At 40.4% G+C, this 21,215-nt stretch carries 16 protein-coding genes and 3 pseudogenes; all 19 read left to right on the forward strand.

The genetic code is table 11. The annotated features are described in order from the left end of the window. Positions 1-72: 72 nt before the first annotated feature. The 19 genes and pseudogenes from wcaK to AACU19_RS12180 all read left to right on the forward strand — a co-directional run bounded on the left by wcaK (position 73) and on the right by AACU19_RS12180 (position 21,209). Positions 73-1,353 (forward strand): colanic acid biosynthesis pyruvyl transferase WcaK, encoded by a 1,281-nt coding sequence (wcaK, locus tag AACU19_RS12090; RefSeq protein ID WP_105278927.1) that lies wholly within the window; start codon positions 73-75, stop codon positions 1,351-1,353. After that, complete coding sequence (gene wcaL / locus AACU19_RS12095) at positions 1,350-2,570, forward strand: colanic acid biosynthesis glycosyltransferase WcaL (protein ID WP_000862632.1); 1,221 nt, start codon at positions 1,350-1,352, stop codon at positions 2,568-2,570. The genes wcaK and wcaL overlap by 4 nt, the downstream gene beginning before the upstream one ends. A gap of 10 nt (positions 2,571-2,580) precedes the next feature. Continuing rightward, positions 2,581-3,975 (forward strand): colanic acid biosynthesis protein WcaM, encoded by a 1,395-nt coding sequence (wcaM, locus tag AACU19_RS12100; protein WP_105278928.1) that lies wholly within the window; start codon positions 2,581-2,583, stop codon positions 3,973-3,975. A gap of 174 nt (positions 3,976-4,149) precedes the next feature. Then, a complete protein-coding gene (galF, locus tag AACU19_RS12105) occupies positions 4,150-5,043 on the forward strand; it encodes a UTP--glucose-1-phosphate uridylyltransferase GalF (protein WP_000183060.1) in 894 nt (297 codons plus the stop codon). 371 nt (positions 5,044-5,414) lie between these two features. Further along, the gene (rfbB, locus tag AACU19_RS12110) at positions 5,415-6,500 is read left to right on the forward strand and encodes a dTDP-glucose 4,6-dehydratase (protein ID WP_105278930.1); all 1,086 of its coding nucleotides are present in this window, start codon (positions 5,415-5,417) and stop codon (positions 6,498-6,500) included. Beyond that, the gene (gene rfbD / locus AACU19_RS12115; RefSeq protein ID WP_105278931.1) at positions 6,500-7,399 is read left to right on the forward strand and encodes a dTDP-4-dehydrorhamnose reductase; all 900 of its coding nucleotides are present in this window, start codon (positions 6,500-6,502) and stop codon (positions 7,397-7,399) included. Before rfbB ends, rfbD begins: the two co-directional genes overlap by 1 nt. A 57-nt stretch (positions 7,400-7,456) precedes the next feature. Beyond that, positions 7,457-8,335, forward strand: coding sequence for a glucose-1-phosphate thymidylyltransferase RfbA (rfbA, locus tag AACU19_RS12120; RefSeq protein WP_105278932.1), 879 nt, complete (start codon positions 7,457-7,459; stop codon positions 8,333-8,335). A 4-nt stretch (positions 8,336-8,339) separates the two neighbouring features. Beyond that, positions 8,340-8,882 (forward strand): dTDP-4-dehydrorhamnose 3,5-epimerase, encoded by a 543-nt coding sequence (rfbC, locus tag AACU19_RS12125; protein WP_105278933.1) that lies wholly within the window; start codon positions 8,340-8,342, stop codon positions 8,880-8,882. A gap of 9 nt (positions 8,883-8,891) precedes the next feature. Continuing rightward, positions 8,892-10,025, forward strand: coding sequence for a dTDP-4-amino-4,6-dideoxygalactose transaminase (gene rffA, locus AACU19_RS12130; RefSeq protein WP_105278934.1), 1,134 nt, complete (start codon positions 8,892-8,894; stop codon positions 10,023-10,025). 70 nt (positions 10,026-10,095) lie between these two features. Further along, positions 10,096-11,616: an O10 family O-antigen flippase gene (gene wzx, locus AACU19_RS12135; RefSeq protein WP_105278935.1), complete on the forward strand. Its 1,521-nt coding sequence runs from the start codon at positions 10,096-10,098 to the stop codon at positions 11,614-11,616. After that, positions 11,613-12,524, forward strand: a complete 912-nt coding sequence (locus AACU19_RS12140) for a hypothetical protein (protein WP_001702371.1) — start codon at positions 11,613-11,615, stop codon at positions 12,522-12,524. The genes wzx and AACU19_RS12140 overlap by 4 nt, the downstream gene beginning before the upstream one ends. A gap of 122 nt (positions 12,525-12,646) precedes the next feature. Then, complete coding sequence (locus tag AACU19_RS12145) at positions 12,647-13,567, forward strand: glycosyltransferase family 2 protein (protein ID WP_105278936.1); 921 nt, start codon at positions 12,647-12,649, stop codon at positions 13,565-13,567. Between the two features lie 69 nt (positions 13,568-13,636). After that, positions 13,637-14,680: an O10 family O-antigen polymerase gene (wzy, locus tag AACU19_RS12150; RefSeq protein WP_105278937.1), complete on the forward strand. Its 1,044-nt coding sequence runs from the start codon at positions 13,637-13,639 to the stop codon at positions 14,678-14,680. Between the two features lie 88 nt (positions 14,681-14,768). Next, positions 14,769-15,704, forward strand: a complete 936-nt coding sequence (locus AACU19_RS12155; RefSeq protein WP_105279005.1) for a glycosyltransferase — start codon at positions 14,769-14,771, stop codon at positions 15,702-15,704. A gap of 9 nt (positions 15,705-15,713) precedes the next feature. Next, positions 15,714-16,844 carry a glycosyltransferase family 4 protein gene (locus AACU19_RS12160; RefSeq protein ID WP_001702375.1) on the forward strand — a complete coding sequence of 377 codons (1,131 nt, stop codon included), beginning with the start codon at positions 15,714-15,716 and terminating at the stop codon, positions 16,842-16,844. 396 nt (positions 16,845-17,240) lie between these two features. After that, a complete protein-coding gene (locus tag AACU19_RS12165; protein ID WP_241957776.1) occupies positions 17,241-17,657 on the forward strand; it encodes an acyltransferase in 417 nt (138 codons plus the stop codon). Between the two features lie 238 nt (positions 17,658-17,895). Beyond that, positions 17,896-18,041: pseudogene (locus AACU19_RS12170) on the forward strand (transposase family protein); the annotation flags it as partial. Positions 18,042-18,542: 501 nt separating this feature from the next. Then, a pseudogene (ltrA, locus tag AACU19_RS12175) lies at positions 18,543-19,866 on the forward strand (group II intron reverse transcriptase/maturase). Between the two features lie 206 nt (positions 19,867-20,072). Then, positions 20,073-21,209: pseudogene (locus tag AACU19_RS12180) on the forward strand (ISAs1 family transposase). Positions 21,210-21,215: the final 6 nt, after the last annotated feature.

The raw sequence follows: 21,215 nt of genomic DNA on the forward strand, positions 1-21,215 counted from the left end.
ATAGTTGTTTTCGGTTCCGACAACGAACACAACAAACACAGCCTCACCTGGCATCAAATTTATGAGGAAAAAATGAAATTACTTATTCTGGGCAACCACACTTGCGGCAATCGCGGCGACAGCGCCATCTTGCGCGGTTTACTTGATGCCATCAACATCCTCAATCCACACGCCGAAGTGGACGTAATGAGCCGCTATCCGGTCAGTTCTTCCTGGCTGCTCAACCGCCCGGTAATGGGCGATCCGCTGTTCCTGCAAATGAAACAACACAACAGCGCGGCGGGCGTTGTCGGGCGCGTAAAAAAAGTCCTCCGTCGCCGCTACCAGCACCAGGTATTGCTCTCACGCGTCACCGACACCGGTAAGCTGCGTAATATCGCCATTGCCCAGGGATTCACTGACTTTGTGCGCCTGCTGTCAGGTTACGACGCCATTATTCAGGTCGGCGGATCGTTTTTTGTCGATCTCTACGGCGTGCCGCAGTTTGAACACGCGCTTTGCACGTTTATGGCGAAAAAGCCGCTGTTTATGATTGGTCACAGCGTCGGCCCGTTCCAGGATGAGCAATTTAACCAACTGGCAAACTACGTATTCGGGCACTGCGACGCGCTGATCCTGCGCGAATCGGTCAGCCTGGATCTAATGAAACGCAGCAATATCACTACCGCAAAAGTTGAACATGGCGTCGATACCGCATGGCTGGTCGATCACCACACCGAAGACTTCACCGCCAGCTATGCTGTTCAACACTGGCTGGACGTAGCCGCACAGCAAAAAACGGTGGCCATTACCCTGCGCGAACTGGCACCGTTCGACAAACGTCTCGGCACCACTCAACAAGCGTATGAAAAAGCCTTTGCCGGGCTGGTCAATCGCATTCTCGATGAAGGGTATCAGGTGATTGCGCTCTCCACCTGTACGGGCATCGACAGCTATAACAAAGACGACCGCATGGTGGCGCTCAATCTGCGTCAGCACATCAGCGATCCTGCCCGTTATCACGTGGTGATGGATGAGCTCAACGATCTGGAAATGGGCAAAATTCTGGGTGCCTGTGAACTCACCGTTGGTACGCGTCTGCACTCGGCTATTATCTCGATGAATTTCTCCACTCCGGCAATTGCCATCAACTACGAACACAAATCCGCCGGGATTATGCAGCAGCTTGGGCTACCTGAGATGGCGATTGATATCCGTCATTTATTAGACGGCAGCCTGCAAGCGATGGTTGCGGATACCTTAGGCCAGCTTCCTGCGCTGAACGCACGACTTAGCGAAGCCGTCAGTCGCGAACGCCAGGCAGGAATGCAGATGGTGCAATCTGTGCTTGAGCGCATCGGGGAGGCGAAATGAAGGTCGGCTTCTTTTTACTGAAATTTCCGCTGTCATCGGAAACCTTCGTTCTCAACCAAATCACTGCGTTTATTGATATGGGCTTTGAGGTGGAGATTGTCGCGCTGCAAAAAGGCGATACGCAAAACACCCACGCGGCATGGACGAAATATAACCTTGCCGCCAGAACTCGCTGGTTACAGGACGAACCACAAGGCAAAGTGGCGAAACTGCGCCACCGCGCCAGCCAGACCTTACGCGGCATTCATCGTAAAAATACCTGGCAGGCGCTCAACCTCAAACGCTATGGTGCCGAGTCGCGGAACCTGATTTTGTCTGCCATTTGTGGTCAGGTCGCAACACCGTTTCATGCCGATGTTTTTATCGCACATTTTGGCCCTGCGGGGGTAACCGCAGCAAAACTACGGGAACTGGGTGTCATTCGCGGCAAAATCGCCACTATCTTCCACGGTATTGATATCTCCAGTCGGGAAGTGCTCAACCATTACACTCCCGAATATCAGCAACTGTTCCGCCGCGGCGATCTGATGCTACCAATAAGCGATCTGTGGGCCGGAAGGCTGCAAAAAATGGGCTGCCCGAGGGAAAAAATCGCCGTATCGCGCATGGGCGTGGACATGACGCGTTTTAGCCCACGTCCGGTGAAAGCGCCCGCAACGCCGCTGGAAATCATTTCCGTCGCACGCTTAACCGAGAAAAAAGGCCTGCATGTGGCGATCGAAGCCTGCCGGCAGTTGAAAGAGCAGGGCGTGGCATTTCGCTATCGCATCCTCGGCATTGGCCCGTGGGAACGACGCCTGCGCACCCTCATCGAACAATATCAACTGGAAGATGTGGTAGAGATGCCGGGCTTTAAACCAAGCCACGAAGTGAAGGCGATGCTCGACGACGCGGATGTCTTCCTGTTGCCTTCGGTAACGGGTGCTGACGGTGATATGGAAGGTATTCCGGTGGCGCTAATGGAAGCAATGGCAGTCGGCATTCCGGTGGTTTCTACTCTGCATAGCGGAATTCCGGAACTGGTGGAGGCCGATAAATCCGGCTGGCTGGTGCCTGAGAACGATGCTCGCGCACTGGCGCAGCGACTGGTGGCGTTTAGCCAACTGGATACCGACGAACTTACTACGGTTGTCAAACGTGCGCGCGAAAAAGTCGAACACGATTTTAACCAGCAGGTGATTAACCGAGAACTCGCCAGCTTGTTGCAGGCTTTATAGAGGAGAACGTATGCCATTTAAAAAACTCTCCCGACGCACCTTCCTGACGGCAAGCTCCGCGCTTGCCTTCCTCCATACCCCTTTCGCTCGCGCACTTCCCGCCCGACAAAGCGTTAACATTAACGACTACAACCCACACGACTGGATCGCCTCATTTAAACAAGCCTTCGGCGAAGGGCAAACGGTCGTCGTGCCTGCTGGATTCGTTTGTGACAATATCAACACCGGCATCTTCATTCCTCCTGGCAAAACGTTACACATTCTTGGAAGCCTGCGCGGCAGCGGCAGAGGGCGGTTTGTCTTACAGGACGGCAGCCAGGTGACAGGGGAGGAGGGCGGCAGTATGCATAACATCACCCTGGATGTGCGCGGCTCTGACTGCATCATCAAAGGGCTGGCGATGAGCGGCTTTGGCCCGGTAACGCAGATTTATATCGGCGGCAAAAACAAACGGGTCATGCGCAACCTGACCATCGATAACCTGACCGTTAGCCACGCTAATTACGCCATCTTACGGCAGGGATTTCATAACCAGATTATCGGTGCCAATATCACCAATTGTAAGTTCAGCGACTTACAGGGCGACGCCATTGAATGGAACGTGGCAATTAACGACAGTGATATTTTGATCTCCGACCATGTCATCGAGCGTATCAACTGTACCAACGGCAAAATCAACTGGGGCATCGGCATAGGCCTTGCGGGAAGCACTTATGATAATAATTACCCGGAAGACCAGGCAGTGAAAAACTTTGTCGTGGCGAATATCACGGGATCGGATTGTCGGCAGTTGATCCATGTTGAAAATGGTAAACATTTTGTTATTCGTAATATCAAAGCCCGCAATATCACGCCGGATTTCAGTAAGAAAGCAGGTATTGATAACGCCACAGTCGCTATTTACGGTTGTGACAATTTCGTGATTGATAATATTGAAATGACTAATAGCGCCGGGATGTTAATCGGTTACGGGGTAATTAAAGGCAAATATCTCTCGATACCGCAAAATTTCCGAGTGAATAATATTCAACTGGATAACACCCATCTTGCTTATAAATTGCGCGGCATCCAAATCTCCGCCGGGAATGCTGTCTCCTTTGTGGCACTGACTAACATTGAGATGAAGCGTGCCTCGCTGGAGCTACACAATAAACCGCAACACCTTTTTATGCGTAATATCAAGGTGATGCAGGAATCCTCTGTTGGACCCGCATTGAGCATGAACTTCGACATGCGCAAAGACGTTCGCGGCGTGTTTATGGCGAAAAAAGAAACACTACTATCTCTTGCAAATGTTCATGCGGTGAATGAAAGAGGGCAAAGCTCCGTCGATATCGACAGGGTTAATCACCATATTGTTAATGTGGAAAAGATTAACTTTAGATTGCCGGAACGGAGAGAGTAGATTTGCGACCATTCCTGGAAAAATGGAGCCATACTTAGGAACAATGCTACTGCAATCCACAACGAAGCGGCGTAACATCACAAGTAATTCAGTAATCAATTCAGGGTAATTGATGCTGGCGAAAAAAATCGAACAAGCTATAATTCAGCAACCATTTTACAGGTGGATGAAATAATGACGAATTTAAAAGCAGTTATTCCTGTAGCGGGTCTTGGGATGCATATGTTGCCTGCCACTAAGGCGATTCCCAAAGAGATGCTACCGATCGTCGACAAGCCAATGATTCAGTACATTGTTGACGAGATTGTGGCTGCAGGGATCAAAGAAATCCTCCTGGTAACTCACGCGTCCAAGAACGCGGTCGAAAACCATTTCGACACCTCTTATGAATTAGAATCTCTTCTTGAGCAGCGCGTGAAGCGTCAGCTACTGGCGGAAGTACAGTCCATCTGCCCGCCGGGTGTGACCATTATGAACGTGCGTCAGGGCGAACCTTTAGGTCTGGGCCACTCCATTTTGTGTGCGCGACCTGCCATTGGTGACAACCCATTTGTCGTGGTACTGCCAGACGTTGTGATCGACGACGCCAGCGCCGACCCGCTGCGTTACAACCTTGCTGCCATGATTGCGCGCTTCAATGAAACGGGACGCAGCCAGGTGCTGGCAAAACGTATGCCGGGCGATCTCTCTGAATACTCCGTCATCCAAACCAAAGAACCACTGGATCGTGAAGGTAAAGTCAGCCGCATCGTCGAATTTATCGAAAAACCGGATCAACCGCAGACGCTGGACTCAGACATTATGGCCGTTGGTCGCTATGTACTTTCTGCCGATATTTGGCCGGAACTGGAACGCACTCAGCCAGGTGCATGGGGACGTATTCAGCTGACTGATGCCATTGCTGAACTGGCGAAAAAACAGTCCGTTGATGCCATGCTGATGACAGGTGATAGCTACGACTGCGGTAAAAAAATGGGTTATATGCAGGCATTTGTGAAGTATGGACTACGCAACCTCAAAGAAGGGGCGAAGTTCCGTAAAGGGATTGAGAAGCTGTTAAGCGAATAATGAAAATCTGACCGGATGTAACGGTTGATAAGAAAATTATAACGGCAGTGAAGATTCGTGGCGAAAGTATTTTGTTGCGAATATTCCTGCCGTTGTTTTATATAAACAATCAGAATAACAACGAGTTAGCAATAGGATTTTAGTCAAAGTTTTCCAGGATTTTCCTTGTTTCCAGAGCGGATTGGTAAGACAATTAGCGTTTGAATTTTTCGGGTTTAGCGCGAGTGGGTAACGCTCGCCACATCGTAGGCATGCATGCAGTGCTCTGGTAGCTGTAAAGCCAGGGGCGGTAGCGTGCATTAATACCTCTATTAATCAAACTAAGAGCCGCTAATTTAACAGCATGCTCTGAAGTAATATGGAATAAAAAAGTGAAGATACTTGTTACTGGTGGCGCAGGATTTATTGGTTCTGCTGTAGTTCGTCACATTATAAATAATACGCAGGATAGTGTTGTTAATGTCGATAAATTAACGTACGCCGGAAACCTGGAATCACTTGCTGATGTTTCTGATTCTGAACGCTATGTTTTTGAACATGCGGATATTTGCGATGCTGCTGCAATGGCGCGGATTTTTGCTCTGCATCAGCCGGATGCAGTGATGCACCTGGCTGCTGAAAGCCATGTGGATCGTTCAATTACAGGCCCTGCGGCATTTATTGAAACCAATATTGTTGGTACTTATGTCCTTTTGGAAGCGGCTCGCAATTACTGGTCTGCTCTTGATGGCGACAAGAAAAATAGCTTCCGTTTTCATCATATTTCTACTGACGAAGTTTATGGCGATCTGCCTCATCCTGACGAAGTAAATAATAAAGAAGAATTACCCTTATTTACTGAGACAACAGCTTACGCACCAAGCAGCCCTTATTCTGCATCAAAAGCGTCCAGCGATCATTTAGTCCGCGCGTGGAAACGTACCTATGGTTTACCGACCATTGTGACTAATTGCTCTAACAATTATGGTCCTTATCATTTCCCGGAAAAATTGATTCCATTGGTTATTCTCAATGCTCTGGAAGGTAAAGCGTTACCTATTTATGGTAAAGGGGATCAAATTCGCGACTGGCTGTATGTTGAAGATCATGCGCGTGCGTTATATACCGTCGTAACCGAAGGTAAAGCGGGTGAAACTTATAACATTGGTGGGCACAACGAAAAGAAAAACATTGATGTAGTGCTCACTATTTGTGATTTGCTGGATGAGATTGTACCGAAAGAGAAATCTTATCGTGAGCAAATCACTTATGTTGCCGATCGTCCGGGACACGATCGCCGTTATGCCATTGATGCTGAGAAGATTGGTCGCGAATTGGGATGGAAACCACAGGAAACGTTTGAGAGCGGGATTCGGAAGACAGTGGAATGGTACCTGTCCAATACAAAATGGGTTGATAATGTGAAAAGTGGTGCCTATCAATCGTGGATTGAACAGAACTATGAGGGCCGCCAGTAATGAATATCCTCCTTTTTGGCAAAACAGGGCAGGTAGGTTGGGAACTACAGCGTGCTCTGGCACCTTTGGGTAATTTGATTGCTCTTGATGTTCACTCCACTGATTACTGTGGTGATTTTAGTAATCCTAAAGGTGTAGCTGAAACCGTAAGAAGCATTCGGCCTGATATTATTGTCAACGCAGCCGCTCACACCGCAGTAGACAAAGCAGAATCAGAACCGGAGTTCGCACAATTACTTAACGCGACGAGTGTCGAAGCGATCGCGAAAGCAGCCAATGAAGTCGGCGCCTGGGTTATTCACTACTCTACTGACTACGTATTTCCGGGGACCGGTGAAATACCATGGCTGGAGACGGATGCAACCGCACCACTAAATGTTTACGGTGAAACCAAGTTAGCTGGAGAAAAAGCATTACAAGAGCATTGTGCGAAGCACCTAATTTTCCGGACCAGCTGGGTCTATGCAGGAAAAGGAAATAACTTCGCCAAAACGATGTTACGTCTGGCAAAAGAGCGTGAAGAATTAGCGGTTATTAACGATCAGTTTGGTGCGCCAACTGGCGCAGAGTTGCTGGCTGATTGTACGGCACATGCCATTCGTGTGGCACTGAATAAACCGGAAGTCGCAGGCTTGTACCATCTGGTAGCTAGTGGTACCACAACCTGGCACGATTATGCTGCGCTGGTTTTTGAAGAGGCGCGCAAAGCAGGCATTCCCCTTGCACTCAACAAGCTCAACGCAGTACCAACAACTGCCTATCCTACACCAGCTCGTCGTCCATATAACTCTCGCCTTAATACAGAAAAATTTCAGCAGAACTTTGCGCTTGTCTTGCCTGACTGGCAGGTTGGCGTGAAACGAATGCTTAACGAATTATTTACGACTACAGCAATTTAATAGTTTTTGCATCTTGTTCGTGATGGTGGAGCAAGATGAATTAAAAGGAATGATGAAATGAAAACGCGTAAAGGTATTATTTTAGCGGGTGGTTCTGGTACACGTCTTTATCCTGTGACTATGGCTGTCAGTAAACAGCTATTACCTATTTATGATAAACCGATGATCTATTACCCGCTCTCTACACTGATGTTAGCGGGTATTCGTGATATTCTGATTATCAGTACGCCACAGGATACTCCTCGTTTTCAACAACTGCTGGGTGACGGTAGCCAGTGGGGGCTAAATCTTCAGTACAAAGTGCAACCGACTCCAGATGGGCTTGCGCAGGCGTTTATTATCGGTGAAGAGTTTATCGGTGGTGATGATTGTGCTCTGGTTCTCGGTGATAATATCTTTTACGGTCACGACCTGCCGAAGTTAATGGATGTCGCTGTTAACAAAGAAAGTGGTGCAACGGTATTTGCCTATCACGTTAATGATCCTGAACGCTATGGTGTCGTTGAGTTTGATAAAAACGGTACGGCAATTAGTCTGGAAGAAAAACCGCTACAGCCAAAAAGTAATTATGCGGTAACCGGGCTTTATTTCTATGATAACGACGTTGTCGAAATGGCGAAAAATCTTAAGCCTTCTGCCCGCGGTGAACTGGAAATTACCGATATTAACCGTATCTATATGGAACAAGGGCGTTTATCTGTTGCCATGATGGGGCGTGGTTATGCGTGGTTAGACACGGGGACACATCAGAGCCTGATTGAGGCAAGCAACTTTATTGCAACAATTGAAGAGCGTCAGGGGTTGAAAGTTTCCTGCCCGGAAGAAATTGCTTACCGTAAAGGGTTTATTGATGCAGAGCAGGTGAAGATATTGGCCGAGCCGCTAAAGAAAAATGCTTATGGTCAGTATCTGCTAAAAATGATTAAGGGTTATTAATAAAATGAACGTAATTGAAACTGAAATTCCTGATGTGCTAATTTTTGAACCAAAAGTATTTGGTGATGAGCGTGGTTTCTTTTTTGAGAGTTTTAACCAGAAAGTATTTGAAAAAGCTGTAGGGCGGAAGGTTAATTTCGTACAAGATAATCACTCGAGATCGGTTAAAGGTGTTTTAAGAGGACTGCATTTTCAAATAAAACCTTATTCTCAAGCAAAATTAGTCCGCTGTGTTAAAGGTGAAGTTTATGATGTTGCTGTAGATATACGACCAGAGTCAAGTACATACTGTAAGTGGGTAGGTGTCTTTCTTTCAGCGCAAAATAAAAAACAATTATGGATACCTGAAGGTTTTGCACATGGTTTTGTTGTAGTAAGTGATGAGGCTGAGTTTTTATATAAAACGACTAATTATTATATGCCAAGTGCCGAAGGTTGTATCAGATGGGATGATCCGGCATTGAACATTGACTGGCCGATGAAAACAAACGAACTTATCCTATCGGATAAAGATAAAAATGCTGAAAGATATTATTTTAAGAAATAAGGAATAAATATGATACCATTTAACAAGCCTTATCTCCAGGGAAATGAATTGACATATATTGCGGAAGCAGTGTCTAATGGAAAAATATCAGGCGATGGGATTTTCACTAAGAAATGTCATGAGTTTTTTGAAAGGAAATACGGATTTAAGAAAGCCTTATTGACCACATCTTGTACAGACGCCTTGGAGATGGCAGCCATTCTTTTAGATATAAAACCTGGCGATGAAGTTATAGCTCCGGCTTACACCTTTGTTTCAACTGTCAATGCTTTTGCTCTAAGAGGTGCAAAAATAATTTTTGCTGATAGTTATGATGATAATCCAAATATGGATCCAGAATCTGCAAGTAAGCTCATCACAAATAAAACGAAAGCAATAATTGTTGTGCACTATGCCGGTGTAGCATGCGATATGGATAAATTTTTAGAGCTTTCGAAAGAATATAAAATTCATATCATTGAAGATGCAGCGCAAGCAATTGACTCTTATTATAAAGATAGACCATTGGGTAGCATTGGTACGTTTGGAACCTTTTCCTTTCATGAAACTAAAAATATAATTTCAGGAGAAGGAGGGTTGATTGCTTTAAATAACGATGAATATTTTCATCGGGCAGAAATTATTAGAGAAAAAGGGACGAATAGAGCATCTTTTTTTAGAGGGGAAGTCAATAAATATGGATGGGTTGATATAGGATCTTCGTTTCTTCCATCTGATATGATAGCAGCTTATCTTTATGCACAATTGGAGAATATAGATGCTATACAAAATAAGCGAAAGGAATTGTGGAGAGAGTATTATGACAATCTAAAACAGTTGGCCAACTCTGGGTTTATACAACTACCGATAATACCAGAGTATGCTACCAATAATGCTCATATGTTTTATATTATATGCAGTGACCTTAAAAAACGCTCAGAGCTTATTTCTTATTTAAAAGAGAGTGGAATACATTCCGTTTTTCATTACTTATCATTGAACAAAAGTGAGTATTATTTGAAGCAAAATAAAAAAATAAGTTTGCAAAATAGTGATAAATTCGCTGATTGTCTGTTAAGGCTGCCAATGTATTATGAACTGGAGTGTAAACAAGTTAACTATATTTCTGAAAAAATAGCTCATTTCTTTAAAAAACACGCATAAAAATATTGTGGTGGTATTATAACCGCCACGTTATGTTGCTGGAGAAGTTCTATACTATGAAATATGGTTTATGAATAGAGAATATAAGCTTTTAATTTACATATATAGTGTGAGAATATACACGGCATTAGTGACGATCTTTTTAATTCCAATATTAATTGGAGAAATTGGGTTAGAGGCGTACGGTTTGATTGGCTTTTTTGCAGTGCTTCAGGCTTGCCTTAGTATTTTAGATGCAGGGTTGGGGGGGGTAATAACAAGAGAAGCAATAGTATCAAGGAAAAATCAAGGAACATATAAAAAATTTAGTATTTTGTATAAGAAAATAATTATATTTTTTATAGTTGTATCATTGTTATTAGTTACTTGTGGTTGGTGGATAAGTGAACAATATAGTACTTCATGGCTAAATACAAAGCTTGATAAAGGTGTGGTTGTTTTTTGTACAACAGTAATGTTTTGGGTATTCGCATTACGCTATATGCAAGGACCGTTCCGTAGCATATTACTTTCAAATGAATCGCAAATCATATTGACAACTATTAATCTATTTACCATCACACTATCTCAGCCATTGACTATATTTTTAATGAAGTACCTAGATGAGGGAATTAAGTTTTATTTTTTGATGCAACTTATTTCATCAGCTATTGGCTGTATTTCTATGGTGTTATATAGTGAAAAAATAAGGAGGAAAGTATTATTTTTATGTCCTCTCGAAGAGGATAGCATAAAATCTGAAGATGCTTCTGTCAGAAAATTAATAGTTTTCGCATTACAATTATCAACACTTTCTATTTTATGGGTTTTAGTTAACCAGTCAGACAAATTAGCACTAACAAAATACAGCACATTAACGGAATATGGTATTTATAGCGTTGCAGTATCTATCATAAGTGTGTTAGCTATATTGAGTGATCCGTTGAATCAGTATTTACAACCTAGATTAACAAGATATTATCATCAAAATAACTTAAAGGAATACTCAAAATTATTTAGTGGTGCATTAAAGTTTATATGTATATTAACAATACCTCTAAGTGTATTTTTATTTTTTTATGGTAAGGATGTGTTATTTATATGGAGCGGTGATGAAACATTATCAATAAAAGCTGCGAAGTATTTACCATGGTTATTTATAGGTGGGGTGTTTTCAATATACTCTAATTTTGTATTTTTGTTATTATATAGTTTTGGTGAGTTAAAAAGACACACAATAGTGTATGCGTTATTTAGTCTTTTCGTAATTCCGGCAAATGTTTTCCTAGCAAAACAATATTTAGGTCAAGGGACATCTATTTTCTTTGGTATTAGTTCTATGTTCTTATTTCTCTTATGGGGGGGGTATAACTTTGCAAAATTTTTCGTCAAGGGATTGCGCATTATATATGTATATATCATTCCTTTGTTTCTGGTTGAAATAATATATTTCAAAACTTCAACAGCTTTTCCGTATAATCATACTGTAAAGTGGACTTTATTCATTCAATTATTTTCGGTTGGCTTGGTCGGGCTTGCTTTAGCTATTATTTACTGCAAGCTGGTAGATAAAAAAAATTCACAAGTGATATTAAAGATTGTTGACAAATGAATATATATATTTATGCAAGCTCATATGATGAAAATAGTGGTGGCTCTGTAGTCCTACATAGGCTATGCCACATAATAAATAAACACAGTTCCCATAGTGCATATTTAGTTAAATTAGATCCATTTCATTATGGTAAAAAAACAATTAGAAAATACCTGTCAAAATTAAAATGGGAACTTTGTAATAAGTTTAAATTTAAAACTAATGACGATTGGGATACTCCTGTTTGGCACAAATTAAACAATATCCCTTCAAATTCCGTGGTGATTTATCCGGAAATAATTAATGGCAATCCTTTAAAAATAAAAAATGTTGTAAGATGGTTATTACATCAGCCCGGTCATCATACTAATGTCATTGATTATGGGAAAAATGAACTGTATTTTAAATTTAACTCGGCGATTCATGACTTTGAAAATGATGGATCTTATACAGCAGCAAATGAGCTAAAGGTAATTTACTATCCAGTTCAAATATATAATGAAAAGTTAAATCAAGAAAGGGATATAGAGTGTTGTTATCTTGTACGGAAGGGATTTTATAAAAAAAGCGTCCATCCCCCTAAAGCAATAAAAATTGACGGATTAACTCATCAAGAAATAGCTGATGTTTTTAGACGCTCACAGAAATTTATTTCATATGATGATTATACGGCATATTCTATATTTTCTGTTCTGTGTGGTTGTCCATCTTATGTAGTACCGACAGAAGGGCAAACTGTTAATGATTGGTATCCTGATGAAAGAGATCGTTATGGGATATCATATGGTTTTACTGATGAGCAAGCTAAATGGGCAGAAGAGACCAAAGATAGAGTTTATAGGCATATAATAAATGAGCATAACAAATCAATAGATAGGGTGATTAATTGTTTACAAGAAATTGAAGTTTTTTTTGGTAAAAATTGAACTACTAAACAGTGGGTAAAACATTATTCATTTTATGACAATTGAGTGTTTTTTAGAAAAGTAACATTTTAATGAGTTAATGTTATATTTTATTAGTAGTATGCAAATAAAATAGGTAAAACATGATAGAACAAGATAAATGTATCATTGCAGTCGTGGTCCTTTTCAGACCTGAAATTGCACGCATACATGGATTGCTGAAAAGTATAATTATGCAAGTTGACAAGGTTGTTCTTATCGACAATACAGACGAGTCTAACTTAATAATACCTGATTCCGAGTTTGAGTCATACGGAGAAAAAATTGAACATTATCGACTGAACAACAATCTAGGCATTGCAAAAGCTCAGAATATTGGAATTCATTATGCCGAAAAATCGAAAGCATCTCATATTTTATTTTTGGATCAAGACAGTATCGTCCCAGAAGGAATGGTTAAAACATTGCTAATCAATGAGCGTGAGCTTTTAAATAGTGGAAAAAAAGTCGCTGTTTTAGGTCCAGCATTTAAGGATGAGAAAACTGGAAAGGTAACAGGTGCAATTCACATTAGCCCATTTTATAAAACCAAGCTGTGTCATGGTGTTCATCCGCTAGAAACAGATTTTCTAATTTCTTCAGGAAGCTTGGTTAGGATGGAGGTGTTGCAAAAAATCGGATTTATGGATGAGGAGTTGTTTATAGATTTCGTTGACATTGAATGGTGCGAACGGGCGAAGAAAATGGGATTGCGATCTTATGTTGTGTCTGATATTGTCATGATGCACAATATTGGAAATGAAGCAAAACGAGTATTGGGTAAAAATGTAATAATGCATAGTGATTTTAGACATTATTTCATAGTAAGGAATTCAATTTATTTGATTCTTAAAGATAAACTTTCATTCAATCATCGTGTATATTTATTCATCCGGTTGCCATTATTTATAGCTGTTCACACTCTTAATTCATCTTCGAAGTTAAAAAAAATTAAACTGTTAGCAACTGCAATAAAAGATGGTGTTGTGGGTAAGATGGGAAAAGGTTACTTCTCTAATTCTTGATAAATGTATTGGCAATGTAAACTAAACATTAATAATGGCCACTTAACCTAATCATGAAATGAGATTGTAATGTTTTTATACCTCTCAATATTTATATGCATTTCTATTCTATCTTTTTTTCCTAACCAGAAATATTTGTTAAAAGCAATAATGATCTTTTTGCTTTTGATGTGTGCCTTCCGTAGCGAGTTTGTCGATAGGGATTATACAAACTATATTACGCTAATTTTTGAGTCAGCAAATAACTTATTCTATCCAATAGAATTATCATTTAAAGTAATAAGTTTTATTGCTGTTAATATGCTTGGCGGATATTATTTTGTTTTTATTATTTTTGCGCTAATATCTATCTATTTAAAATACAATATAATAAAAAAATCCTCACCGTTTTTACTGCTATCTGTACTTGTGTATTACTCAAATACATTTTTACTGCAAGATATGACTCAGATCCGGGCTGGAGTTGCAGGTGCTATAGTACTATATTCAGTGTTACTATATGCAAAAAATAAAAATATAATGAGTTTTGTGATGTTGATTTTCCTCGCATCTACATTTCATATAACTGCGTTGTTATTTTTTATTGTTCTTGCATTCGATACTAATGTAGTTAGTCGAAGGTATATCTTTATTTATTTCTTGACCTTATTTGGGGCATATTGTTGTTATTATGCAGGTATCAATTTCTTGACCTTATTAAGATATATCCCTGTTTCTTATGTACAATATAAATTTAGTGACTATATTAGTCAAAGTCAAGGTGCTGATTTTGTTCCTGTCAATATTTTCTCTGTAACGCAATTATTGCATTTACTTATAGTTATATTATCTTTTATTTTTTCTCGAAAAAAAATCTTATCTCGTGATAAGGTGCTTGTCATTAAAATTTATTCATTATCTCCGCTTGCTTTCATCATATTATCTTCTATGCCAGTATTCGCTTTACGCGTTAGTGAACTTTTTGCTATTAGTGAAATAATTCTACTTCCATTCCTGCCCCTTCTTTTTAGACAAAAACAGTTTGCTAAATTAGCGATTATAGGAATATGTTTTATTATGTTTTATATTAATATATATCATCTTGAGATTTTAAATGAGTATTCGGCATTGTAAGCTAAGAATATGTTATATATGATTATGGCTATTGTTTGGCACCATTGATGGATACAAATCAAAATCAGTGTTAATAATGTGGAAAAAAATGAAATTAAAAAGCATGGCTGTTTTATTATCGAGTTACAATGGGGAAAAATATATTGGAGAGCAATTGGACTCAATAATAAAATGCTATAGAGATTTCGATTTACATATTCATATAAGAGATGATGGTTCAGTTGATTCAACATGTGAAATTATTAAAGAGTATATATCAAAAAATGATTCTATATTTTTATATGAAGGTAATAACGTTGGCGTCATAGCTAGTTTTTTGTGGTTGGTTGAGAATGTTGGTGATTATGACTATTACGCTTTTTGCGATCAGGATGATGTATGGGAACCTCTTAAATTGATTGCAGCTACAACTAAGATTATTAAATATAATCAAGATATAGCAATAGGGTATTGCTCCTCATATAACTATGTGGACAAAGAGTTAAATCATATCGGCCGTTATAATTCTCAGAGTGATTTTTCTTTAAACAATATTTTAATTGAAAATTGTGCGCCAGGCTGTACTTTCGTGTTTAATCAATCTTTACGTAAATTATACTTGGACATAAATGAAGCCAATATGGCCAATCGTATTGTCATGCATGATTGGTTTTTTTTAATACTGGCAAGAACATTTGGCCACCTAATATATGATCATAATAGCTACCTAAGTTATAGGCAGCATGATAATAATGTCGTAGGTATAAAGTCTGGTTTTAAGAATATTCTATGTAATAGATTAAAACAGTTCAAAAAATATAAGCAAAATGGGAGGCATCTTCTATCGCTTCAGATGGATTTGGTCTCCTTATATTGTTTAAAGCATAATAAAGAAGCAGCATATGAAATAAGTCATGGGTTTGTAGAGTCTCAAGCAAGCTTGGTAAAAAGATTGAGGTATGTTTTTTCCGGGTATGTAAAAAGAGTTAGGTTTATTGATGATGTGCTTTTTAAAGTTTTGTTTATTATTGGATGGTTTAAGTAAGGATAAAAGATGCCTCGTAAAAAAATTTTGCTTGTCGCAAATACACTCTGGTCGGTATACAATTTCCGAAAAGGATTAATAAAAAGTTTAATTGAAAAAGGATACGATGTAACCATTGTTGCTCCAGAAGATGACCATTTGGAAAAAATTGTCGATTTAGGGTGTAAATTTGAATCAATTTCTGTTTCCTCGCAAGGCAAAAACCCACTTAAAGATTTAATGCTATTATTTAAGCTAATAAAAATATATAAGAAAATAAAACCTGATTTTATTTTTCATTACACAATAAAGCTAAATATTTATGGATCTATAGCCGCTGGTATTACGAATTGTAAATCTATAGCGGTAACCACAGGGTTAGGATTTGTATTTAATAAAGAAACACTTCTGACTAAATTCATAACTCAGTTGTATGCTTTTTCTTTTCGCTTTGCAAAAGAGGTTTGGTTTCTGAATGAGGATGATAGAAATGTATTTCTGAGAAAAAGAATAATCAATGAGAGTAAATCATTTATTCTGGCAAGTGAGGGTGTTGATACCAGTTATTTCACCCCCAGCCAGGTTTCGTGCAAGACTAAATATAATGATAATGTTACATTTCTTCTTATAGCTCGGATGCTATGGGAAAAGGGAATTGGTGTATATATTGATGCTGCTAATATTCTAAAGTCTGAGTTTCCTGGCATTAGATTCCAGCTACTGGGTGCTTGCGATAGCCAAAACCCCGGAGCGATTACAAGACAGGAAATTGAAAACTGGCAAATTAAAGGGATTATCGAGTATTTAGGTGTTGAAAGTGATGTTAGACCGCACATAATTAGCGCAGATTGTATTGTTTTGCCTTCATTCTATAGAGAGGGGGTACCTCGCGTGTTGATGGAAGCTTCATCAATGTGTAAGCCAATAATTACTACAAACAATGTAGGTTGCAAGGATGTTGTAGTCGATGGTGAAACGGGATACCTATGCAATGTACGTGATTACATTGGGTTAGCAAATGTAATGCGTAAATTTATTGAACTCACCCCACAAGAAAGAGAAACTATGGGCAAAAAAGGGCGGGACTATATCATTAAAAATTTTGATGAAAGGAAAATAATAAAAATATACCATGATACATTAACAAAATATATATCTTAAATTGTGTTGAAAGTTTTATTTAACAAATCTACTAGATTGAAGTGTATCCTTGAGCTGTTTGATATGTGTTAAATTTTATGTTTTAAAAATTTACCTCATGTCATGTGTATCTATAGCTTAAAAAGGTGTACTTTTGGTTAAAGTGAAGATTTTTATGCTATCATGATTATTTGAACTCGCAGTGGAAATTCAGCTCAGTAGTTTAGACTAAAAATATTTTGATTATGATTTTAATATAAAAGAGAATAAAAATGTCATTCTTATCAGATTCTGAATCTCAGAAAAATAGGTTTTAAAAAACTTGGAAAAAATGTCAAAATAAGTGATAAAGCGTCAATTTATAACCCTGAAAAAATTGAGATTGGGGATAATTCTCGAATAGATGATTTTTGTCTATTGTCTGGAAAAATCTCCATAGGAAATAATGTTCATATTGCCGCATACTGTAATATTGCTGGGGGAATAGAAGGCATCACATTTGATGACTTCTCTGGGTTGGCATATGGTTGTCATGTCTTTTCTCAGTCTGATGATTATACTGGACGTACTCTGACCAACCCAACGATTCCTAAAAAATATAAAAAAGAAATAATTAAGCAAGTTATAATTGGTAAACATGTAATTGTTGGTACAAATTCATTAGTTTTTCCCGGCGTAACAATTGAAGAAGGATGCTCAATCGGAGCTATGACAATGGTTACAAAGTCTACAAAAGCTTGGGGGTGTTATTTCGGGATTCCTGCAAAGAGAATAAAGGAAAGAAAAAAAGATCTGCTGGAGCTTGAACAACTCTTTCATAAAGAAAATAAATGAAAGCAAGTTAGCTGCTCTGTTCAATATTTAAGATTTTTCTGTTTAGTTATTGGTTCCGAAAAGAGTACGTAATGCTGTTTCTTGTACTTGGGAGCCAGGAAAGATCATCAAGCGTACACTTGTTACACTAAATAATTCGCATTTTATGTTCAATAATTGATATGTTCCTTATTACCTAAAACTATTCTTCATAGTTTATATATGATCAAATACTCCTTGCCTAAATAAGGAGAACAAAATGGGACTTAAAAATTTGATGGAACATATTTCTACTATCCCCGATTACTGACAATCTTGGAAAGTAGAACATAAATTGTCAGATATTCTACTGTTGACTATTTGTGCCGTCATTTCTGGGCAGAAGGTTGGGAAGATATAGAGGACAGGGAAAGATCATCGTGTGCCGTAGGCACAAAGATGCAAAACGGGACGTTTTGCATGTAATAAGCATAAGCTTGTGAAGAGATGGTGGCAGGCCCACCGGGATCTGCTGTCGGAAGTCGGTCCCAAACAACCCCGGCTGCTGTGGTAAAGAGCCACGGTAGTGAGCGCAGGGGGAACGATCAGACGAGATCTGATCCTATGTGAGATACAGTGAGATGAGTAAACCCGAACCTGTGTTGAAACGTCGTTAAGCCAAAGTGACATCAAAACCGGAGGCATGATGATACCGCCGGGATTAATTTACGGGTGAATTCCGAATGCTGCGTGAATGGTGTCCGGCGTATAGCAGGCATGACGCTGTATCAGGCTCTTTGCAGGAACTACGGGAACCGGTCGTCGCAATGTCAAGAGAGAAATACAAATAACAGAAATTATGAGTATGAGAGTATCGATGTGCGAAACCGGGGCAGAGCTGTTCGTAGTAGTGAGGAAGCGTTTGTAATGAACGTGGAGCGAAGGGACAGCGTCGGGCAGTCTGCATCACAGCCCAACTGTAGGCAGGAGGAGGCTGTGTGTGAACAGACAAAACCGTTTCAGGTCAGTAAATTGCATGTTGTGGAAGCGTACCGGCGGGTAAGGGCGAATGCCGGAGCTGCCGGAGTGGATAACCAGACGCTGAAAGATTTTTGAGCGGGATCTGAAAGGAAATCTGTACAAAATCTGGAACAGGTTATCGTCGGGAAGCTGGATGCCGCCGCCAGTGCGTGCGGTGGAAATTCCGAAGAAGGATGGCAGTAAAAGACTTTTAGGAATACCGACAGTAAGCGATCGAATAGCGCAGATAACGGTGCTGGTAACGTTTGAACCATTAGTGGAGCGTTATTTCCTGAATGATTCATACGGATACCGGCATGGAAAATCAGCGCTGGATGCAATAGCAGTCACCAGAAAACGTTGCTGGCAATACGACTGGTGTCTTGAGTTTGATATTAAAGGGTTATTCGATAATATCCCCCACGATTTATTACTCAGGGCAGTAGATAAACATTGTGCGGATAAATGGGTAAGACTGTCTATTCGCCGGTGGCTGACAGCGCCGGTGCAGATGCCGGATGGAACACTGAAGGAAAGAAATAAAGGTACGCCACAGGGTGGAGTCATCAGCCCGGTACTGGCGAATTTATTTCTGCACTATGTGTTTGATAAATGGCTGACGTTACATTATCCGGAAATTCCCTGGTGCCGTTATGCAGATGATGGATTAATTCATTGTGGCAGTAAACAACAGGCAGAGGAATTACCGAATAAGCTGGCAAAACGTTTTCAGGAATGTGGACTGGAATTACATCCGGAGAAAACGAAAGTAGTTTACTGCAAAGACAGCGAACGACAGGCGAACCATGAAACAGTGCAGTTTGATTTTCTGGGGTATACGTTCAGAGCGCGAAGAGCACGTAACCACCGGCGGGGAAACCTCTTTACGAGTTTCAGCCCGGCGGCGAGTAACCGTGCGCAGAAAGGCATGATTGGAAAACTCAGAAAACTGTGGATCAGACGCAGGGTGGAGATGAGTCTCGAAGATATTGCGAAGTGGCTGAATCCGATAATATCGGGGTGGCTGAATTATTACGCGAGATACCACAAATCAGCGATGAAGAAAGTATGCAGATATATTAATCTGACGCTGATTGCGTGGGCGAGAAAGAAATATAAAACCCTGCGGTATAGAAAGACGAAGGCGTGTCAGCTAATGGAAAGGCTGTCAAAAGAGAAGCCGGAGTTGTTTGCCCACTGGAAAGCAGGACCAGGAAGCGCGTTTGCCTGACGGGAGCCGTATGAAGCGAGAGTTTCACGTACGGTTCTGCGAGAGGCTGTCGGGGAGGTTCCGGTGGCCTACTCACTAGGAGTACGCTTTTTGTACTAAATAATTCGCATTTTATGTTCAATAATTGAGGTGTTCCTTATTACCTGAAGCTGTTTTTTATTGCTTATACATGATCAAATACCCCTTACATAATTAAGGAGAACAAAATGGTACTTAAAAAATTGATGGAACATATTTCTATTATCCCCGATTACAGACAAGCCTGGAAAGTGGAACATAAATTATCGGATATTCTACTGTTGACTATTTGCGCCGTTATTTCGGGTGCAGAAGGTTGGGAAGATATAGAGGATTTTGGGGAAACACATCTCGATTTTTTGAAGCAATAGGGTGATTTTGAAAATGGTTTTCCTGTTCACGATACCATTGCCAGAGTTGTATCCTGTATCAGTCCTGCAAAATTTCACGAGTGCTTTATTAACTGGATGCGTGACTGCCATTCTTCAGATGATAAAGGCGTCATTGCAATTGATGGAAAAATGCTCCGGCACTCTTATGACAAGAGTCGCCGCAGGGGAGCGATTCATGTCATTAGTGCGTTCTCAACAATGCACAGTCTGGTCATCGGACAGATCAAGACGGATGAGAAATCCAATGAGATTACAGCTATCCCAGAACTTCTTAACATGCTGGATATTAAAGGAAAAATTATCACAACTGATGCGATGGGTTGCCAGAAAGATATTGCAGAGAAGATACAAAAACAGGGCGGTGATTATTTATTCGCTGTAAAAGGAAACCAGGGGCGGCTAAATAAAGCCTTCGAGGAAAAATTTCCGCTGAAAGAATTAAATAATCCAGAGCATGACAGTTACGCAATGAGTGAAAAGAGTCACGGCAGAGAAGAAATCCGTCTTCACATTGTTTGCGATGTCCCTGATGAACTTATTGATTTCACGTTTGAATGGAAAGGTCTGAAGAAATTATGCGTGGCAGTCTCCTTTCGGTCAATAATAGCAGAACAAAAGAAAGAGCCAGAAATGACGGTCAGATATTATATCAGTTCTGCTGATTTAACCGCAGAGAAGTTCGCCACAGCAATCCGAAACCACTGGCATGTGGAGAATAAGCTGCACTGGCGTCTGGACGTGGTAATGAATGAAGACGACTGCAAAATAAGAAGAGGAAATGCAGCAGAATTATTTTCAGGGATACGGCACATCGCAATTAATATTTTGACGAATGATAAGGTATTCAAGGCAGGGTTAAGACGTAAGATGCGAAAAGCAGCCATGGACAGAAAGTATCTGGCGTCAGTCCTTGCGGGGTGCGGGCTTTCGTAATCTTGC

The organism is Escherichia sp. MOD1-EC4550 (assembly GCF_963876935.1).
Lineage (GTDB): Bacteria > Pseudomonadota > Gammaproteobacteria > Enterobacterales > Enterobacteriaceae > Escherichia > Escherichia coli_F.